Annotated in this window: 13 protein-coding genes and 1 pseudogene; 8 read left to right on the top strand and 6 right to left on the bottom strand. The window is 41.4% G+C overall.

Annotated features, from left to right (window positions below; genetic code table 11):
- Positions 1–10 precede the first annotated feature (10 nt).
- Together fdxH and fdoI are read left to right on the top strand one after the other, a co-directional pair.
- A complete protein-coding gene (fdxH, locus tag ACE2AL_RS20305) occupies positions 11–958 on the top strand; it encodes a formate dehydrogenase subunit beta (RefSeq protein WP_206085639.1) in 948 nt (315 codons plus the stop codon).
- The gene (gene fdoI, locus ACE2AL_RS20300) at positions 955–1,611 is read left to right on the top strand and encodes a formate dehydrogenase cytochrome b556 subunit (protein WP_047755785.1); all 657 of its coding nucleotides are present in this window, start codon (positions 955–957) and stop codon (positions 1,609–1,611) included. The genes fdxH and fdoI overlap by 4 nt, the downstream gene beginning before the upstream one ends.
- Positions 1,612–2,080: 469 nt before the next feature.
- On the opposite strand, the pseudogene ACE2AL_RS20295 reads toward fdoI, so the two are convergent.
- From ACE2AL_RS20295 to manD, 6 genes and pseudogenes are all read right to left on the bottom strand, one after another.
- A pseudogene (locus ACE2AL_RS20295) lies at positions 2,081–2,176 on the bottom strand (damage-inducible protein J); the annotation flags it as partial.
- A 58-nt stretch (positions 2,177–2,234) separates the two neighbouring features.
- The gene (locus ACE2AL_RS20290; RefSeq protein ID WP_349415924.1) at positions 2,235–2,888 is read right to left on the bottom strand and encodes a YoaK family protein; all 654 of its coding nucleotides are present in this window, start codon (positions 2,886–2,888) and stop codon (positions 2,235–2,237) included.
- Positions 2,889–3,013: 125 nt separating this feature from the next.
- A complete protein-coding gene (locus ACE2AL_RS20285) occupies positions 3,014–4,501 on the bottom strand; it encodes a mannitol dehydrogenase family protein (RefSeq protein ID WP_375083805.1) in 1,488 nt (495 codons plus the stop codon).
- Complete coding sequence (locus ACE2AL_RS20280; protein ID WP_206085646.1) at positions 4,482–5,897, bottom strand: MFS transporter; 1,416 nt, start codon at positions 5,895–5,897, stop codon at positions 4,482–4,484. Before ACE2AL_RS20280 ends, ACE2AL_RS20285 begins: the two co-directional genes overlap by 20 nt.
- A 60-nt stretch (positions 5,898–5,957) precedes the next feature.
- Positions 5,958–6,971 (bottom strand): Zn-dependent oxidoreductase, encoded by a 1,014-nt coding sequence (locus ACE2AL_RS20275; RefSeq protein ID WP_206085648.1) that lies wholly within the window; start codon positions 6,969–6,971, stop codon positions 5,958–5,960.
- Between the two features lie 24 nt (positions 6,972–6,995).
- A complete protein-coding gene (manD, locus tag ACE2AL_RS20270) occupies positions 6,996–8,210 on the bottom strand; it encodes a D-mannonate dehydratase ManD (RefSeq protein WP_206085650.1) in 1,215 nt (404 codons plus the stop codon).
- Positions 8,211–8,490: 280 nt separating this feature from the next.
- Between manD and ACE2AL_RS20265 the strand changes: the two genes are divergently transcribed.
- From ACE2AL_RS20265 to ACE2AL_RS20240, 6 genes are all read left to right on the top strand, one after another.
- Positions 8,491–9,237 (top strand): FCD domain-containing protein, encoded by a 747-nt coding sequence (locus ACE2AL_RS20265; RefSeq protein ID WP_206085652.1) that lies wholly within the window; start codon positions 8,491–8,493, stop codon positions 9,235–9,237.
- Between the two features lie 17 nt (positions 9,238–9,254).
- Entirely contained in the window at positions 9,255–10,448 is a 1,194-nt protein-coding gene (uxuA, locus tag ACE2AL_RS20260; protein ID WP_206085654.1) for a mannonate dehydratase, read from the top strand.
- 1,138 nt (positions 10,449–11,586) lie between these two features.
- Positions 11,587–12,522 carry a formate dehydrogenase accessory protein FdhE gene (gene fdhE / locus ACE2AL_RS20255; protein ID WP_206085656.1) on the top strand — a complete coding sequence of 312 codons (936 nt, stop codon included), beginning with the start codon at positions 11,587–11,589 and terminating at the stop codon, positions 12,520–12,522.
- Positions 12,523–12,544: 22 nt separating this feature from the next.
- Entirely contained in the window at positions 12,545–13,936 is a 1,392-nt protein-coding gene (gene selA / locus ACE2AL_RS20250; protein ID WP_206085658.1) for an L-seryl-tRNA(Sec) selenium transferase, read from the top strand.
- Positions 13,933–15,801, top strand: coding sequence for a selenocysteine-specific translation elongation factor (gene selB / locus ACE2AL_RS20245; RefSeq protein WP_375083804.1), 1,869 nt, complete (start codon positions 13,933–13,935; stop codon positions 15,799–15,801). The genes selA and selB overlap by 4 nt, the downstream gene beginning before the upstream one ends.
- 70 nt (positions 15,802–15,871) lie before the next feature.
- Positions 15,872–17,530: an LTA synthase family protein gene (locus ACE2AL_RS20240; RefSeq protein WP_206085662.1), complete on the top strand. Its 1,659-nt coding sequence runs from the start codon at positions 15,872–15,874 to the stop codon at positions 17,528–17,530.

Here is a 17,530-nt window from a genome sequence, read left to right as displayed (position 1 = left end):
GAGATAAATTATGTCAATGCAATCTCAGGACATTATTCGTCGCTCTGCCACCAATTCCCTGACTCCCGCGCCTCAGGTGCGGGACTATAAGGAAGAAGTTGCAAAGCTTATCGACGTAACGACCTGTATCGGCTGTAAAGCGTGTCAGGTCGCGTGTTCCGAATGGAACGATATCCGTGACAAAATCGGCACCAACGTTGGGGTATATGATAACCCAACCGATTTAACCGCCAAGTCATGGACGGTAATGCGCTTCTCTGAAGTAGAAGAGAACGATAAATTCGAATGGCTGATCCGTAAAGATGGCTGTATGCACTGTGCTGACCCAGGCTGTCTGAAGGCGTGTCCTTCAGAAGGTGCGATTGTTCAGTATAAAAACGGTATTGTTGATTTCCAATCAGAACACTGTATTGGTTGTGGTTACTGTATCGCGGGTTGCCCGTTCGACGTACCGCGTATCAACCCAGAAGATAACCGTGCATACAAATGTACGCTGTGTGTTGACCGTGTTGAAGTGGGTCAAGAACCAGCGTGTGTGAAAACATGCCCAACAGGTGCTATTCACTTTGGTAGCAAAGAAGACATGATTGGCATGGCGGGTGAGCGTGTTGAAGAGCTGAAAACCCGTGGTTATGCAAATGCAGGTTTATATGACCCTGAAGGTGTTGGCGGTACGCACGTGATGTACGTCCTGCACCACGCAGATAAACCTCAGTTGTACCACGGACTGCCAGAAAACCCGACAATTAGCCCAACAGTGACTTTCTGGAAAGGTATCTGGAAGCCGTTAGCTGCGGTTGGTTTTGCTGCAACATTTGCGGCGGCCATCTTCCACTATGTGGGTATTGGTCCGAACCGCGTCTCCAAAAAAGATGAAGAAGAGGCTCTAGAAGATTTGCATAATGCAATGTCATCTGATGACACTTCCAAGTCAAAAGAAGGGGAGGATCAGAAATGATGCCAGATGATAACGACAAAATTATCCGCCATAAGCCGATTGAAAGGATCAATCACTGGGCGGTTGTGATTTGCTTTTTGTTCACAGCAATCAGTGGCTTAGGGTTTTTCTTCCCCTCACTGAACTGGTTTATGAATATTTTAGGCACGCCACAGCTGTCGCGTATTTTGCATCCATTCGTGGGTACGGCGATGTTCTTGCTGTTCGTGTTCATGTTTTTCCGTTATTTCCACCATAACTTCATTAATAAAGAAGATATTAAGTGGGCAAAAAATATCGGCAAAGTACTGAAAAACGAAGAAGCAGGCGATGTAGGTCAGTATAACCTCGGTCAAAAAGGGGTGTATTGGGTGGTCACTATCTGCTTATTGGCGCTGGTGGTCACCGGTGTCATCATGTGGCGCCCTTATTTTGCCGAATACTTCCCAATCCCTGTTTATCGTGCAGCGATTCTGATCCACTCACTCTCTGCGATTGCGTTGATCATTATGATTGTGGTTCACGCTTACGCGGCGATTTGGGTGAAAGGTTCGGTTCGTGCGATGGTCGAAGGTTGGGTGACCCGTGGTTGGGCGAGAAAGCACCACCCACTGTGGTACCGCCAACTTCTTGAAAAAGAAAAGCAAGAAAAACAACAGCAAGAGAAAAACTAAGTTTTATCTTGTCACGTAATAATAAGGCCTGCTCTTGATGGTATTGAGGCAGGCTTTTTTATTGGAGAGAAGAGTTAATAATTAGAGGCTAAACGTGTCGCAATGCGTAACATTCTAAGTATGCGAATGTGATTATCTTTTTTGTTAACTTGATAAAGTATGAAAAATGGAAAATTAGGAATGATTAATTTTCTGTAACTTTCTTTGTTTTTAACTTTCACACCAGAGTAGGGGGTGCTTGTGGTAATTCTGTAAATTATTGAAATCGATTGTTAATTTTATCTGCGAGTAATATTCTTGCATGTTTAAAAAATAGTGATAAATGTGTTCCCTATCTGTTTGTGCCGCTTTTTCCCAAAGCAGTTTTATCATTTATCATCTCCACAGAGTTTTTTTCGTAATTGAGCCATTCGTTTTTGACTTTCACCATGTTCTATAAAAGCCGCTTTACCACTTTCATTATTATTTATCGCATTAATTTTGTTAGGTCTGTTTGGTGGCGCTTTGCAGCTTGCATCGCTAAGCGCTTTGTTTCTTCATCAATTCTAAAATGAATAGTATCCATAATAAGCCTAATGTGTTGTCATTTGTGTTATTTTATTATGATTACAGTAATCAAAAAATCACCTATCATTAATGGTCAGGCTATAGACAAAAGCCAGTGCTAGCAGTATCAACACAAAAGAAAAACCGAGGAATTGGTAATTGACGGATAACACCCCGCCCGTTAATCCCCCCAGAATAAAAGATAATACGGCGAGGAACAGCACCTTTTTGCTGCTATCACCTTGCACGTTTTTTAAAAAAGCATTGATGCAGGATGTTGTCATCCCAGTAACATACGTTGAATGAATACCAACAGTCCCCGCCTTATTAAAAAAGCCGTTTTGTAACCCCATGGATAAACTAATGATAAATATTACGATATTGGCAGAATAGACGGCATGGGCGAAGAAATAGAGCGCAAACACCCCAGTAAATAATAAAAATGATAAACCAATCAGAAAACGGTAATCACGTAGTGAGTTATTTTTTAACCGTTGCCATGAACCAAGGCAAGTCCCTAGAAAAAAGCCACAGATAGAAACTGCGGAAAGTAGGAGCATTGGCCAATCTAACTTGGCGAGGTACACCATGCTTAAAATACTGTTCCCCGTCAGATGCCCCGTGAACACTTCAAAAATCACGAAAGAGCAGGCATCAACAAACCCGCCAATAAAGGCCAGTAAGAGGAAAAAGGGCGTATGGGAGTTGGCTTCAAATTGGAATAATGACATTGGTTGTCCTGCCGCTCATCAAAATAGATAGTGATGGTGAGTATATGCATTATTTAGAAAATAATAAAAAAACCTGATACGGGAAGTATCAGGTTTGAGAGTTAACGACGTTTATCAGTGGATAATTACAGCGAATGTTCGCGGTTTAATGCTTCAATGGTTTTTTTCGCACCGTTATCACGCAGTGATAGGTAAAACGCAGTCACTTTTTCAGTAAATAACGGGTTGTTGACCAATTCTTGGGTAAACAAACTTTCCAGTGAGAGCAATGCCTTAACGTGGTTTTCATCATCCTGACTTTGCGCCACCAGTTCAGCCAGTTTAGCGGCCTGTGGGTCACTCACTTGAATATCTGCACCCTGATCGTCTTTCCCACTGACATAACGCATCCACCCTGCAACAGCTAACGCTAAATAATCAAATGATTGGCCATTTTTTAGGTGAATTTGAATCGAATCCAACAAACGTTGAGATAGTTTTAGGGTTCCATCCATCGCAATTTGCCATGTGCGGTGTTTGAGCCCCGTATTTTTAAAGCGTTCAATTAACGCGTTTGCATACTGAGGTAAATCGACATTTTTAATGGAAAGTGTCGATGCTTGCTCATTCACCATCAAGTGGTAAGCCGCTTTTTCATAAGCACTGTCTTGCATACATTCATTAATGTACTGATAGCCTGCTAAGTATCCCAAGTAAGCAAGGAATGAGTGGCTGCCGTTTAACATGCGCAGTTTCATTTCTTCAAATGGGATAACATCCGTGACTAACTGGGCACCTGCTTTTTCCCATTCAGGGCGGCCTGCAACAAAGTTATCTTCTATCACCCATTGCTTAAAAGGCTCACAGGCAATCGCAACTTTATCAACAACAGAACCAAGTTGGGATTGAATTTTCTCTGCGGTTTCTGTGGTCATTGCAGGTACAATTCTATCTACCATGGTTGACGGAAACGTGACATTTTCCTCAATCCATTTGGCTAACTCTGCATCGCGCTTTGCCGCCATCGCAAGGATAACATTTTTCGTAATATGCCCATTTTCTGGCATATTGTCGCAGGACATCACGGTAAAGGGTGCTAATCCTAATACTTTGCGGCGACGAAGCGCTTCAACAATCACGCCAGGCAATGATTTAGGTGCTTCAGGGGACACTAAATCATGGGCGATAGCGGGGTTATCAAAATCAATTGACCCAGTTGATGGAACGTAGCAGTACCCTTTTTCTGTGACCGTCATGGAGACGATAGCAATATTTGGGTCTAACATACGATTGATAACAGCATCAATACCGTGAATGGTTGGGTGTAGTGCCTCTTTAACCACGCCAACGGTACGGGTTTGCCAGTTATCACCTTGCATTTCAACAACGTTATACAAGCAGTCTTGAGCCAGTAAATCTTCGATTTGCTGCTCGCCACCCACTAAGTTAACTTCACAAAATCCCCAATCACTTTGGTGCTCCGTCGCTAAAATGTCTGCAAAGATGGCTTGATGGGCGCGGTGAAACGCGCCGAAACCCAAGTGAAGCATTTTAACGTTAACCTGATTTCTATCGTAGTTTGGCACTTTGATAGCCGCAGGGAGTTGGTTTAGGTTATTGATTGACAGTTGCATATTTGGCCTTACCTTTACTTTTTTGTTGCTCAACTTCTTCAACCGCATCCAGTGGGCTGGCTAAGTCACGGTCTTTGACTTCAGGCATGATGATGGCGGTAATTAATGAAATGGCAGAATAAACAATGATCATAATAGCGATAGGCCACCAGCTCCCTGTGATGCTACAGAAGATACCTGCAAGCACTGGGCCTAAGCCAGATGCAATTAACCCACCAATTTCTTTTGCAACAGCCATACCCGTAAAACGGTTACGTGAGTTGAACATTTCAGCCATCGTAATATTTTCAAGAGCAAATAACCCGAGAACTGAACAGTTATGGACAATAATAATACAGATGGTGATTAAGCTGACACTGTTGGCTCCGTTTACGATGACGGAAAGCATCGGGTAGGCGAGCAGCATCGCGGATAAGCTAAGGATAATATAAGGAATACGGCGACCAAATTTATCTGATAGTAGGCCAATCACAGGGATTGTAAGGAAACCTACAACGGAGCTGATCATGATCGCATCAGTTGGAATACTTTTATCGAATAATAGACTTTGAACTAAATAACCCGCTAGGAATGTCTGGATAAGCCCTGAGTTACCTGCTTGGCCAAAACGGATACCTGTTGCCAACCAAAACGCTTTCGTTTTGAACATCGCAAAGAAACTTTCTTTTGGTGGTGTTTGGACAGCCACCTGAGCTTCTTGCTCTTCCGCATTTTGAACTTTCTCAAACACTGGGCTTTCTTTGAGGTTCAGTCGTAGCCAGACAGCAAACAGCATCACAACAAAACTTGCTAAGAATGGTACACGCCAACCCCAAGCCAGTAAGTCTTCTTTGTCTAACCAGAAGAACATAAATGCCCAGATAGCCGTTGCGCTCAGTGTTCCGCAGTTTGTACCTAAACCAACCAGTGAAGCGACAATACCGCGGCGGCCTTTTGGCGCATATTCGGCGAGCATGGTTCCTGCGCCTGAAATTTCAGCACCAGCACCTAAGCCTTGAATAATTCGCAAGAGAACTAATAGCAGCGGTGCGAGGATACCAACCTGTGCATAAGTCGGTAATACCCCGATTAAAGTGGTACACACCCCCATCATAGTGATGGTAATGAATAACACTTTTTTACGACCGATTCTATCCCCCATCTGACCAAAGAAGACGGCACCAACAATACGGGCGACATATCCCGCACCATAGGTACCCATGGCGAGGATTAACGCCATTGATGCCGATTGCTCTGGGAAGAAAATTTCGTGGAAAACAAGTGCTGCACCTAGTGAGTAAAGCTGAAAATCCATAAATTCGAGGGCGGTTCCAAGCCAACCAGAAACAGCAGCTTTGGTGAGATCCCCAGAGCTACGTTCGACTTTCCCTGATTGGTCTATCGACTGAGTATTCATATTATTATCCTATTAATCACGTCGGGTAGTATTTAAAATAATTATTTTTTTGTAATAAAATTAAAAGGTTAAAAGAATTTTACAGCAGGTTTTTTGGTCTTTCTCAAAGGTTAGAATTGCCTCTTGCGCCTCAGTGAATGGGAACTGATGGGTTAAGATTTTGGTTGGGTCGATTTTGTTCGACTCAATCCAGCTAATCACCTCTGGGAATTTTTTCGCATTTAGGCGTGAAGAGAATAGGGCAATCTCTTTACTGGTAATGCTCTGTTGTGTCACGGAACTTGGCTCACTCGAGAATCCCATAATAGATACTCTTGCCGCAGGAGATGCAATTAAAATCGCTTCTTGCAAAATAGCGGGATGGCACGCTGCATCTAACACAACCGTAGGTCGTAGATTTAAGGCTTTGAGTTGTTCAGGAAGCGGTGTTTGTGAGTTATCAATCACGATATCCGCTCCACATGCTGTGGCTCTGGCTAATCGCTCAGCAACACGGTCAACCACAATTAAGGTTTTGACTTGGTAAACGCCTTTTAAGACTTGTGCACAGGTTAATCCAATCGTGCCTGCACCATAGACTAAGGCCACATCATCTTTGGTTGGCTGAACGTGCGAGGTAACGTTGGCTGCGATAGAGTAAGGCTCGACAGTCACTGCACACTCATCACTGATTGAATCAGGAATGGTATACGCATTGGCTGCAGGCACAGTGACATACTCAGTAAAGCCGCCATCAGTATGAACGCCCAAGACTTCTAAGGTTTCACAGACATTTGGTTTACCAATTGAGCAAGGGTAACAATGACCACAACTGAGTACAGGGTCGATAGAGACGCGTTCACCGATACGTTTGCTATCCACACCGCTACCCACTTTTTCAATGACGCCAAAAAACTCATGGCCGATGATACGAGGGTATTTTGCAAATGGGTTGTGACCACGATATATATGGCTATCAGAGCCACAAATACCCGCTAAGCGAACTTTGATTTGCACTTGATTTTCAGCAGGTTCAGGAATTGAACGCTCTTCTATCAATAATGTATTGGGTTCTTTTATCACTACAGCTTTCATATTTAACTCCGAATTATCTAAAAATCACCAATTCCATAAAGTACCGTCTTCAAGACGGGCAATAGGTAGGTAAGCTGGGTTGTACGGGTATTTCGCTGCCCGTTTTTCATCAAAATCGATACCTAAACCAGGCTTATCACTTGGGTGCATGTAGCCGTCTTTAAATGTCCAGTTAGGGCTAAAGACAGAGAGCATTTCTTCGGAGTACCCCATAAATTCTTGTACACCAAAGTTGGGTACCCATAGGTCAAAGTGCAGGGCAGCGGCGTGACAAATAGGGGACAGATCGGATGGGCCATGTGAGCCCGTTCTAACTTGATAAAGTGAGGCGAAATCTGCAATTCGACGCATACCTGTAATACCGCCCGCATGTGTAATAGTGGTACGGATATAGTCGATAAGCTGTTCTTCGATTAGTTGTTTGCAGTCCCAAATACTATTGAAAACTTCACCAACGGCGATTGGGGTGACGGTGTGCTGGCGGATCAGTCTAAAACAGGATTGATTTTCCGCTGGTGTTGGATCTTCCATCCAAAATAAACGTGCATCTTCAATGCTTTTACCAAAGCGAGCCGCTTCAATCGGTGTTAAGCGGTGATGCACATCGTGCAGGAGGTGTTCATTGAAACCGTATTTATCGCGAACAGCTTCAAACAGTTTTGGCATGAAATCGAGGTATTTTTCGGTTGACCAAAGTTGTTCTTCGGGGTGGTGTCCTTTGGTGGCAGGTTCGTAAGCAAGGTTTTGTCCTTTGCTTTGACCATAGGTCGTTGCCATACCAGGGATCCCACACTGCACGCGGATGGCTTTAAAGCCTTTTTCCTTATATTTTGCGTAGTTATCTAATGCTTCAGGAATATCTTTACCTGTTGTATGGCAGTACACCATCACGCCTTCACGGGATGCTCCACCTAATAATTGGTATACAGGCAAGTTAGCAATTTTGCCTTTAATATCCCATAAAGCCATGTCGATGGCTGAAATGGCAGACATGGTCACTGGGCCTCTACGCCAATAAGCCCCTTTGTAGAAAAACTGGTAAATATCTTCAATTTTGTGTGGGTCACGACCAATAAGCTGAGGGCATAGGTGGTCTTTTAAGTATGAAACAACGGCGAGTTCACGACCATTGAGTGTCGCGTCACCCACGCCATACACGCCTTCATCCGTGGTAATTTTTAATGTGACAAAGTTACGACCGGGGCTACATACAAACACTTCTGCGTTTACGATTTTCATTTTTGCCCATATCCATATTTATGTTAACCAACTGATCAACCAAAATGAGAGAAAACACCTAACTGGTTTATTTATTGGTTGACCAAATTTTCTTTTTTTCACTCTATCAACCAAAAAATTAAAAGACAACGACTAAAAAGCCGACAATAAGTGAAGGTGATCACAAATTGGTTAACTAATTTGGCCAAAATAATGGATAAATTGGTTGACCATTATCAAGAGTGACGATAATCTACAATGGAAGAACTAAATTTAATTCGACAACGCGTTGTACATATATATGAAAACTCAATACCGCTCGTACCAGTACCTAGGTCAGCAGTTAAAAGAGCTCATTGCATCTGGTGAATATCCGATAGGAAGTCGTTTAATGCCAGAACGTGAGATCGCTAAAAAATATGATGTCAGTCGCTCATTGGTACGTGAAGCGCTCATCATGCTGGAAATTGAAAAGTTGGTTTCTATCAAGAAGGGTTCAGGTGTTTATGTCATTAATCATCCAGACTTGCTTATTGATGAAATCAAGAGTTTGGATCATGGGCCTTTTGAAATTCTACAAGCTCGCCAAGTGATTGAAAGCGCAATTGCGGCATGCGCTGCCTTGTCAGCAACAAAAGCAGATATCCAAGAAATCCGTGCGTTACTCGAAGATGAACGGATTAAAGTTGCTAATAATGAAAGTGATGATGAAAATGATCATAAGTTTCATGTGCTTATTGCTCGCGCAAGTAAGAACGACATGATGGCGAAGATCATTGATGATATTTGGGCTGTACGGTTACAAAGTCCAATGTGGGACAAATTGCATGAGCATATCGATAACACGACTTACCGTAAGAAGTGGTTGATTGATCATGAAAATATTTTAAATGCACTACAAAAGCGTGACCCTGAATTGGCGAAAAAAGAGATGTGGCAACACTTAGAGAATGTCAAAAATACTCTAATGCAGCTTTCCGATTTTGACGACCCCAATTTTGATGGTTATTTATTTGAAACAATTCCTTATCAGACTATTTTTGAATAAGTGAAGGAGATGTACTCATGGAGCATACGTGGCGTTGGTATGGGCCTAATGACCCAGTTTCTTTAAGTGATGCAAGGCAAGCTGAGGCGACAGGGATCGTCTCTGCTCTCCATCATATTCCAAACGGTGTTGTTTGGAGTGTTGAGGAAATCGTAAAGCGTAAGGCTATCATTGAGGACGCTGGTTTAGTTTGGTCTGTTGTTGAAAGCATCCCTGTTCACGAAGATATTAAAACCCAACAGGGTGATTTCGAAAAATATATTCAGAATTATCAGCAAAGTATTCGCAATTTAGCCTCATGTGGCATTAAAACAATTTGCTACAACTTCATGCCAATTCTTGATTGGACGCGTACCGACCTTGGCTATACGTTGCCTGATGGTTCTAAAGCATTACGCTTTGATAATATCGCGTTTGCAGCATTTGAAATTCATATTTTAAAACGTGAAAATGCAGCAGCAAGTTATTCAGAACAAGAAGTTAAAGAGGCGGCTGAATATTATGCGGCAATGTCATCCGACGATATTGATAATTTAATTAAAACCATTATTGCAGGGCTACCTGGAGCAGAAGAGGGCTATACATTAGACCAATTCCGTGAGCGCTTAGCATTGTATAATGATATTGATAAAAACCAATTGCGTGAAAACTTACGTTATTTCTTGCAGAAAATCGTACCTGTCTGTGAAGAAGAAAATGTTGTATTAGCAATTCACCCTGATGACCCACCACGCCCTATTTTAGGTTTACCACGTATTGTTTCAACAATTGAAGATATGCAGTTTATTAAAGAAAGCTGCGATAGTATTCATAATGGTTTTACGATGTGTACGGGCTCGTATGGTGTACGCGCAGATAACGACCTTGTGAAAATGATTAATACATTTGGGGATCGTATTCATTTTACACATTTGCGTTCAACGGTGAGAGAAGAAAACCCAAATACTTTCCATGAAGGAAACCATATTGCGGGTGATGTCGACATGTTCGAAGTCGTTAAAGCGATTTTAGCGATTGAACAAAAACGCAATGAGGCGGGTTTACCACCTATTCCAATGCGTCCTGACCATGGTCACCAAATTTTGGATGACCTAAAGAAAGTTACAAACCCAGGTTACTCAGCGATTGGTCGTTTAAAAGGACTGGCGGAAGTACGGGGATTAGAGCTAGCACTTAAGCGGATGTATTATCCTGAGTTATTAAAAGCATAATTTATCTTCATAATGCTTGCTTTGATGATTTGGCATTATTGAACTATCGAATAGTTAGATATACTTAAATATACGCGATCAAGATAAACTGGTCGCGTATATAAATACGGTTTTAAATTAAAATTTAGCACCCCATCTATGATATCTTGGTAAAATATTGCCAAATTTAATGCTGTGTTTTTATTATGACTGAATTTTCCCTAATAGTAACCCCGTTAATTTTTCAAGTTATCTAATATTAATATATTGTTATTTAATATTTTATTTATACTCTCATTGTGGGCGGGATTTTATTAAATAACGCAATGCTATCGTCTGAAATAAGTAGTTTGTTTTTCTACTAACATGTTCTTTCCAAGCTTTTATCGAGTAAAATTAAACCTTGCGATATCCCTAAGGATGTGACGTTGATAGACTCATCCGATTGATTTGGTGAGCTATTTTTAGTCAGAGCAATAAATTGGTTTAATTATTTTGAGAAAAATATAACTGTCCTTAGTTGGTTGGTAGATTATAAGTTAGGTTATCAGACCATTGATGATGTATTACGATAAAAAATGCAATTAATATTATTATAAAAGCATTAGATTGCTAATGTTGGCCTAACTATATTTTTGATTTCACTATAATTAGATAAGAAATAAAATTGAGTGATTTGGACGTAAAATTAACAATATGTGAGTTGTTTCTCTTTATTTTCTTTCTCTGTAATAATTTATTATTACTGATTAAGCCGAAATTTTATTTAACTACATTTATTGAATGATTAATAATTTTGATATTATTAAAATTTTATGAACTTCACAGGTTAGAGTGCTTCGATAATTTATAGCATTGAAATAGGCATAATCCATACTTCAAAAACGGATTTTTATCGATTACTCAATATCATAATTGCCGATTCCTTAAGGTAAATTTGTCGGTGTTTTTTCTTTAGTTGTCCGCAAAACCCTTATCAGATCAAATACCCGTATTGATACAAAGGGGTTAAGGTAGCGACCCAACCAAATTTGTTTTATCCTGAGCAGTTAATAGCAGCAATTTTTGCTGATGGCATAAAATAGGAACGATCAATTAGTGTGTAGGGTTACTCTATATGCTCAAAAAATCGTTCAGAAAATAGAAAAGTGAGAATGCAATGGGTATTCGTATCGTTCCTAAAGAAGAGTTAGGACAAGAAAGATTAAAAGAAAAAGGCATTGGTTTTATTCCGCCAGTACTGTTCCCTAACTTAAAAAGCTTATACCAACGTCGAGCTGAGAGACTGAAAGAGCTAGGTATTGGGGAACATCCTTTTGCTGATTATCTTAGCTTTGCAGCTGAAGTGGCAACTGCACAACATAATGCACAGCATGATAATCCACTAGATATTGATATGACAGTAGTTTTAGAGCGTTCAATTCATACTAATAATCCGCCGTTGGATGCTAAAACGCTGCCTCGTACAACACATTGGCATAAATTATTAAAATCAATAATTGCAGAATTAATGCCAGTTGTTCCTGAATCTGTACGTCCAGCGCTCGAAAATTTAGATAAGGCATCTGAAAATGAATTAGAGGCCATGGCAACAGCGTTATTAAATGAAGAGTTTGAAAAGGTACCTGCAGATAAGTCTATGTTTATCTGGGCCGCGCTTTCTGTTTATTGGGCGCAAATGGCGGCGAATATTCCAGGTAAAGCGCGTGCAGAACACGGTGATCATCGTCATTTTTGCCCTGTGTGTAATAGCATGCCTGTTTCTAGCATCGTTCAAATTGGGACTTCTCAAGGTCTACGCTATTTACACTGTAACTTGTGTGAAACTGAATGGCACATGGTGAGAGTGAAGTGCAGCAATTGCGAGCAAACAGGTAAGTTAAACTATTGGTCTCTTGATGATGAAAATGCGGCGGTGAAGGCGGAAAGTTGCGGCGATTGCGGCAGTTATCTTAAAATTCTTTACCAAGAAAAAGAAGCCAAAGTGGAAGCCGTTGCGGATGATTTAGCCTCAATTATTCTTGATGCGCGTATGGAAGAAGAAGGCTTTGCTCGTAGCAGTATTAACCCATTCCTGTTTCCTGGCGAAAAGTAAGTTGTAAAAGAGAATAGTGACTATGGTGGAAGCAAACTTAGCGTTATATCGACAATTACCCTCAATTGACAAACTATTGCAGCTTGATGAAGTGCAAATATTGGTTGAACAGTCGGGGTTGCATTGGGTCACCACGTGTTTACGTGAAATGCAGGAACAAGCGCGAAAGTGTATCTCTCAGCAGGGACAGCTACCAGATTGGCATATTGACTGGCTAAAAGAACTCGCTAAACGCCACGATGAATTAGGCCAAAGTGCATTAAAAAATGTCTTTAATCTAACGGGAACGGTTTTGCATACCAATCTTGGGCGAGCAGTGATGTCCAAAACAGCGATTGACGCAGTTAGCAAAGCGATGAGTTCATCTGTCACATTAGAATATTCTCTTGATGGCGCAATGCGTGGTCATCGGGATCGCGCAATTGCAGATTTACTTTGCGAGCTCACAGGCGCAGAGGATGCTTGTATTGTAAATAATAATGCCGCAGCAGTTTTATTGTTGCTTGCAACGGTGGCAAATGGTCAGCAAGTGATTGTTTCTCGCGGTGAGTTGGTTGAAATTGGCGGTGCTTTTCGTGTGCCAGATGTAATGTCTCAAGCGGGTTGCCAACTGGTTGAAGTGGGTACCACTAATCGTACTCACTTACGTGATTACGAAAATGCGATTAATGAGCACACCGCACTATTAATGAAGGTGCATACCAGTAACTATAGCATTGAAGGCTTCACCGCTGAGGTTGAAGGTCATGAACTGGCTGAGTTAGGCAAAAAATACCAGCTTCCCACAGCAATTGATTTAGGCAGTGGTTCCATGATTGATATGACGGCATATGGTTTGCCTGAGGAGCCTATGCCTCATACTTATCTCACTCAAGGTGTTGATTTGGTTTCTATTTCAGGAGATAAACTGCTAGGAGGCCCACAAGCAGGTATCATTCTTGGAAAGAAAAAATGGATCGATGCTATACAAAAACATCCGTTAAAACGTGCATTACGAGTCGACAAAATGACGTTAGCGGCACTGGAAGCGACATTAAAGCTCTATCTTACCCCTGAAAAACTGACTAATGATTTACCGACATTACGTTGGTTAACGCGTGACCCTGAGACAATTCGTCGTAGTGCAGATAATGTGTTAGTGGCTTTACAGGCATTCTATGGTGACAAGTTTATCGTTGAAATTGAACCTTGCTTGTCACAAATTGGTAGTGGCTCATTACCTATTGATAGATTGCCAAGCTTTGCGATTACCTTTGCGCCTCTCAATGGTAAAGGCGGTACATTGGAGCAGTTAGCGTCTCATTGGCGTCAACTATCTGAACCTGTGATTGGACGAATGAAAGATGGGAAACTGTGGCTAGATTTGCGCTGCCTCGATGATGAACATACATTATTACAGGTTTTACTTTCATGATTTTCGCAACTGCAGGCCATGTTGACCATGGAAAAACATCATTAATTCAACTAATTACAGGCATAAATACTGCGCATCTTCCTGAAGAGAAAAAGCGTGGGATGACTATCGATTTGGGCTATGCCTATTGGCCTCAATGTGATGGTAGTGCTATTGGTTTTATTGATGTTCCAGGGCATGAAAAGTTCTTAGCTAATATGTTGGCGGGAATCGGCGGGATTAATCATGCACTTCTTGTCGTGGCGTGTGATGATGGCGTGATGGCGCAAACTCTTGAGCACTTGTCTATTTTAAGGCTTGCAGGTTGCCAAGATCTTACGGTTATTTTAACGAAAGCAGACCGCGCTGATGATTTACGTATCGAACAGGTGGCTGAACAGGTTAAAGCTGAATTATCTCAACAAGGTTGGCCTAATGCGACTTTGTTTATCACCTCGACCCTAGATGGGCGCGGTATTGATGCATTACGCGAATACTTGCAGCAGTTACATCAGCAAAGTGGAACACATGAAAATTTACAACGCCGTTTTCGCTTAGCGATAGACCGTGTTTTCCATGTTAAAGGCGCAGGGATTGTTGTTACAGGAACGGCCCTTGCAGGCCAAGTCCAAGTCGGCGGCTCATTGTGGGTGACAGGCGCAGATAAGCAAGTGCGCGTTAGGGGGATCCATCGGCAAAATCAACCTGCAGATTTTGCACAGGCGGGTGACCGTGTTGCATTAAATCTTTCAGGTGATATTGATAAAGAAGATATCACCCGAGGTGATTGGTTACTGGCCGAAAAACCTGCATTTATTGCTAATCGTGTGATTGTTGAACTGGAGTGTGACTCGCTAATTAAGCATTGGCAGCCTGTCCACTTATACCATGGTGCAAGTCATATCACTGGGCGAGTTTCTTTATTGGTTGAGCAAGGGGAAACACCTGTTCTTGCCGAGTTAATTTTAGATACCCCATTATGGTTAGCTGATAATGACCGATTGATTATTCGAGATATCAGTGCCCGCCAAACATTAGGGGGGGCTAGAGTGCTCAGATTAACCTCTCCTCGTCGAGGAAAGCGCCTTCCAGAATTTTTAGATTGGTTAGCTTTATTGTCGAAAGAAGATGATGAGCTAACGCATTTCAAGTTGCAACTTCCTCAAGGTGAATTAAACCTACAAGATTATGGTTGGGCTAGGCAGTTAACAGGTGATGCACTTGAAAACATATTAGTGCAAACGGATGCAGAACATGTTGGAAATAGCGTTCTCTCTGCGTTTAAAGCACAAACTGCGAAAGACCGATTAATTCAAACGCTTGAAAAATTTAATGAAGTACATAGCGACCAGATAGGCGTTGGAAAAGCGCGTTTAAAACGTATGGCACTGCCTTCAATGAGTGATGCGTTAGTTTTCAAATTAATTAATGACTTGATTGAAAATGGAACGATTAAGCAAACGCGCGGTTGGTTGCATATGCCGCAGCATGGACTTATTTTTGATGCCCAGCAGGAAGTGATTTGGCAACAAATTTTCCCTTTATTGACGCGCAATGAGGCATGGTGGGTACGTGATTTAGCAGTAGAAACTGGGCATGAAGAAGAGGCTATGCGCCGAGTACTCAAAAAAGCGGCTCAAATGGGGTTAATTACCGCTATCGTTCGTGATCGTTATTATAGCCATGAGCAAATTAATCATTTCGCATCACTAATCCACCGTCATTGTTTGGAAAATGACGTCATTTTTGCTGCTGATTTTCGTAATGAGTTAGGGATTGGTCGAAAACTTGCGATACAAATTCTTGAGTTTTTTGACAAAAGCGGTTTTACTCGTCGTAAAGGCGATGGTCACTATTTACGAGATAAAGGCATTTTCGTTGAATAAATTGAGTGTTTTGATCCGCTATAGTGGTGCCTCATAGCAAACCCCTCATATTAAACTTGTGGTAAAACTGATGAAGAAAAAGTTATTTGCAGGCTTTTATCTAGCATTGATCTTTATTGGCTCTCTTTTCTTGGTGTTTGAGAAAGGTAGCGTGATTTATCCTGCACTCATATCGCTCAGTGTATATGCTGTGTTATTTGGTATTTTAATGGTATTAACCGCACGCTGGTTATTTTCTGTCGTAATTACCAGTACCCTGTTTATTATCATAAAATTCCTAAATCAGTTAAAAGTCCATTATTACAAAGAACAGCTTTTCTTCACTGATATTAATATTATGACAGACACCTCTAATATGGGCACGTTAAGCCATTATTGGTTAGCAGGTGTTGCGCTAGTTGGGCTATTAATTCTACTGGTCGTTAATGGTGCCATTAGTTGGCGTTTAATTAAGTCGAGCAAATCACATGTTTCACGCATTTTAGGTGTGATACTGGTTGTTGTGGGTTATTTTGGCGCTAATTTTGCTAGCTCCCATTATTATGACCGATGGTCCCAGACGTTGCCAAAAGGCCGCGGGACTGTGACTAATATCATTATGTCCGCAAAAAATTCCAGTTACCAATCTCCTGAGTTTGTGGGTACCGCTGACTACTTTATCGAAAAAGCGGCGACAGTCTCATTAAACAATAGCACCTCGTCAGAAAAGCCAGACATTGTTTTATTACTGCAAGAATCAACGGTTGACCCGCACATTTATGATTTGCCAGAAGGCACGAAACTCCCTAATTTATTTATGTTCCAGCAGGATGCTGGGGTCACTGCTCATAGTCAAATGCGAGTCCAAACCTTTGGTGGTGGCACTTGGTTATCTGAGTTTTCAGCGTTAACTGGGTTAAATAGTGATGATTTCGGGGCACAAAAAAGTGGTGTGTTTTACTTTATTGTCGATAACTTGAAAAATAGCTTATTTAAAGAAATGAAAGCCAATGGTTATTATACTGTTGTGCTGACGCCATTTAATAAAGGGGCTTATCATTCGGGTCATGCATATGAAACATTAGGTGTGGATAGAATTATTCAGCCCCAGGAACTTGGCTACCCAGGGAAATTACAAGATAATCTATGGACTATTAGCACGGACGACATGCTGAAGTACGTCAAAGAAATCTTAGCAAAAGAAACGGATAAGCCAGTCTTTATTTTCTCTTTAACCATGTATGAACATGGGCCTTATAAAGAAACACATAGTGATGATTTCGGTATAAAAGATAAAATTAAGCATCAAGATGCAGCTGGTGAATTTAGCCACTATATGGAAAAAATTACCGCGTCCGATGGGGCGATGCGAGATTTCGCTGAGTTTATTGATAAGCGCGACCGCCCGTTAATGTTTTTATATTTTGGGGACCATCAACCAGGTATTAGCCTAAATCAGTACGATTCACCATTTTCATCCCCTGCGTATTTAACGCAATTTACATTGCGGGACAATTTAAAATCAGGTACTGCAATCAAAACAGGGGAATTAACCGATATTTCATTCTTGGGTGGAATTTTGCTGGAAAGAGCAAACTTAAAGATTTCTCCATTCTATGAAGCAAATATCAAAATGCGTCATTTATGTGATGGTAAGCTCAATGATTGTGAAGACCAAAAATTGTTAGATAGTTACCGTAATTACATTTATCGCACATTGGAAGCGGCAGATAAAAGCGGTACTCAATAA

The organism is Providencia xihuensis, from assembly GCF_041953405.1.
Classification (GTDB): domain Bacteria; phylum Pseudomonadota; class Gammaproteobacteria; order Enterobacterales; family Enterobacteriaceae; genus Providencia; species Providencia vermicola.
This window is presented reverse-complemented; position numbering and strand designations above follow the sequence as displayed.

Coding starts and splice junctions, on each gene's coding strand:
- fdxH (WP_206085639.1), top strand. CDS start 11: ATGTCAATGCAATCTCAGGACATTATTCGTCGCTCTGCCACCAATTCC.
- ACE2AL_RS20290 (WP_349415924.1), bottom strand. CDS start 2,888: ATGTCATTATTCCAATTTGAAGCCAACTCCCATACGCCCTTTTTCCTC.
- selB (WP_375083804.1), top strand. CDS start 13,933: ATGATTTTCGCAACTGCAGGCCATGTTGACCATGGAAAAACATCATTA.
- ACE2AL_RS20285 (WP_375083805.1), bottom strand. CDS start 4,501: ATGCAACTGTCAATCAATAACCTAAACCAACTCCCTGCGGCTATCAAA.
- selA (WP_206085658.1), top strand. CDS start 12,545: ATGGTGGAAGCAAACTTAGCGTTATATCGACAATTACCCTCAATTGAC.
- ACE2AL_RS20275 (WP_206085648.1), bottom strand. CDS start 6,971: ATGAAAGCTGTAGTGATAAAAGAACCCAATACATTATTGATAGAAGAG.
- ACE2AL_RS20240 (WP_206085662.1), top strand. CDS start 15,872: ATGAAGAAAAAGTTATTTGCAGGCTTTTATCTAGCATTGATCTTTATT.
- manD (WP_206085650.1), bottom strand. CDS start 8,210: ATGAAAATCGTAAACGCAGAAGTGTTTGTATGTAGCCCCGGTCGTAAC.
- ACE2AL_RS20265 (WP_206085652.1), top strand. CDS start 8,491: ATGAAAACTCAATACCGCTCGTACCAGTACCTAGGTCAGCAGTTAAAA.
- fdhE (WP_206085656.1), top strand. CDS start 11,587: ATGGGTATTCGTATCGTTCCTAAAGAAGAGTTAGGACAAGAAAGATTA.
- uxuA (WP_206085654.1), top strand. CDS start 9,255: ATGGAGCATACGTGGCGTTGGTATGGGCCTAATGACCCAGTTTCTTTA.
- ACE2AL_RS20280 (WP_206085646.1), bottom strand. CDS start 5,897: ATGAATACTCAGTCGATAGACCAATCAGGGAAAGTCGAACGTAGCTCT.
- fdoI (WP_047755785.1), top strand. CDS start 955: ATGATGCCAGATGATAACGACAAAATTATCCGCCATAAGCCGATTGAA.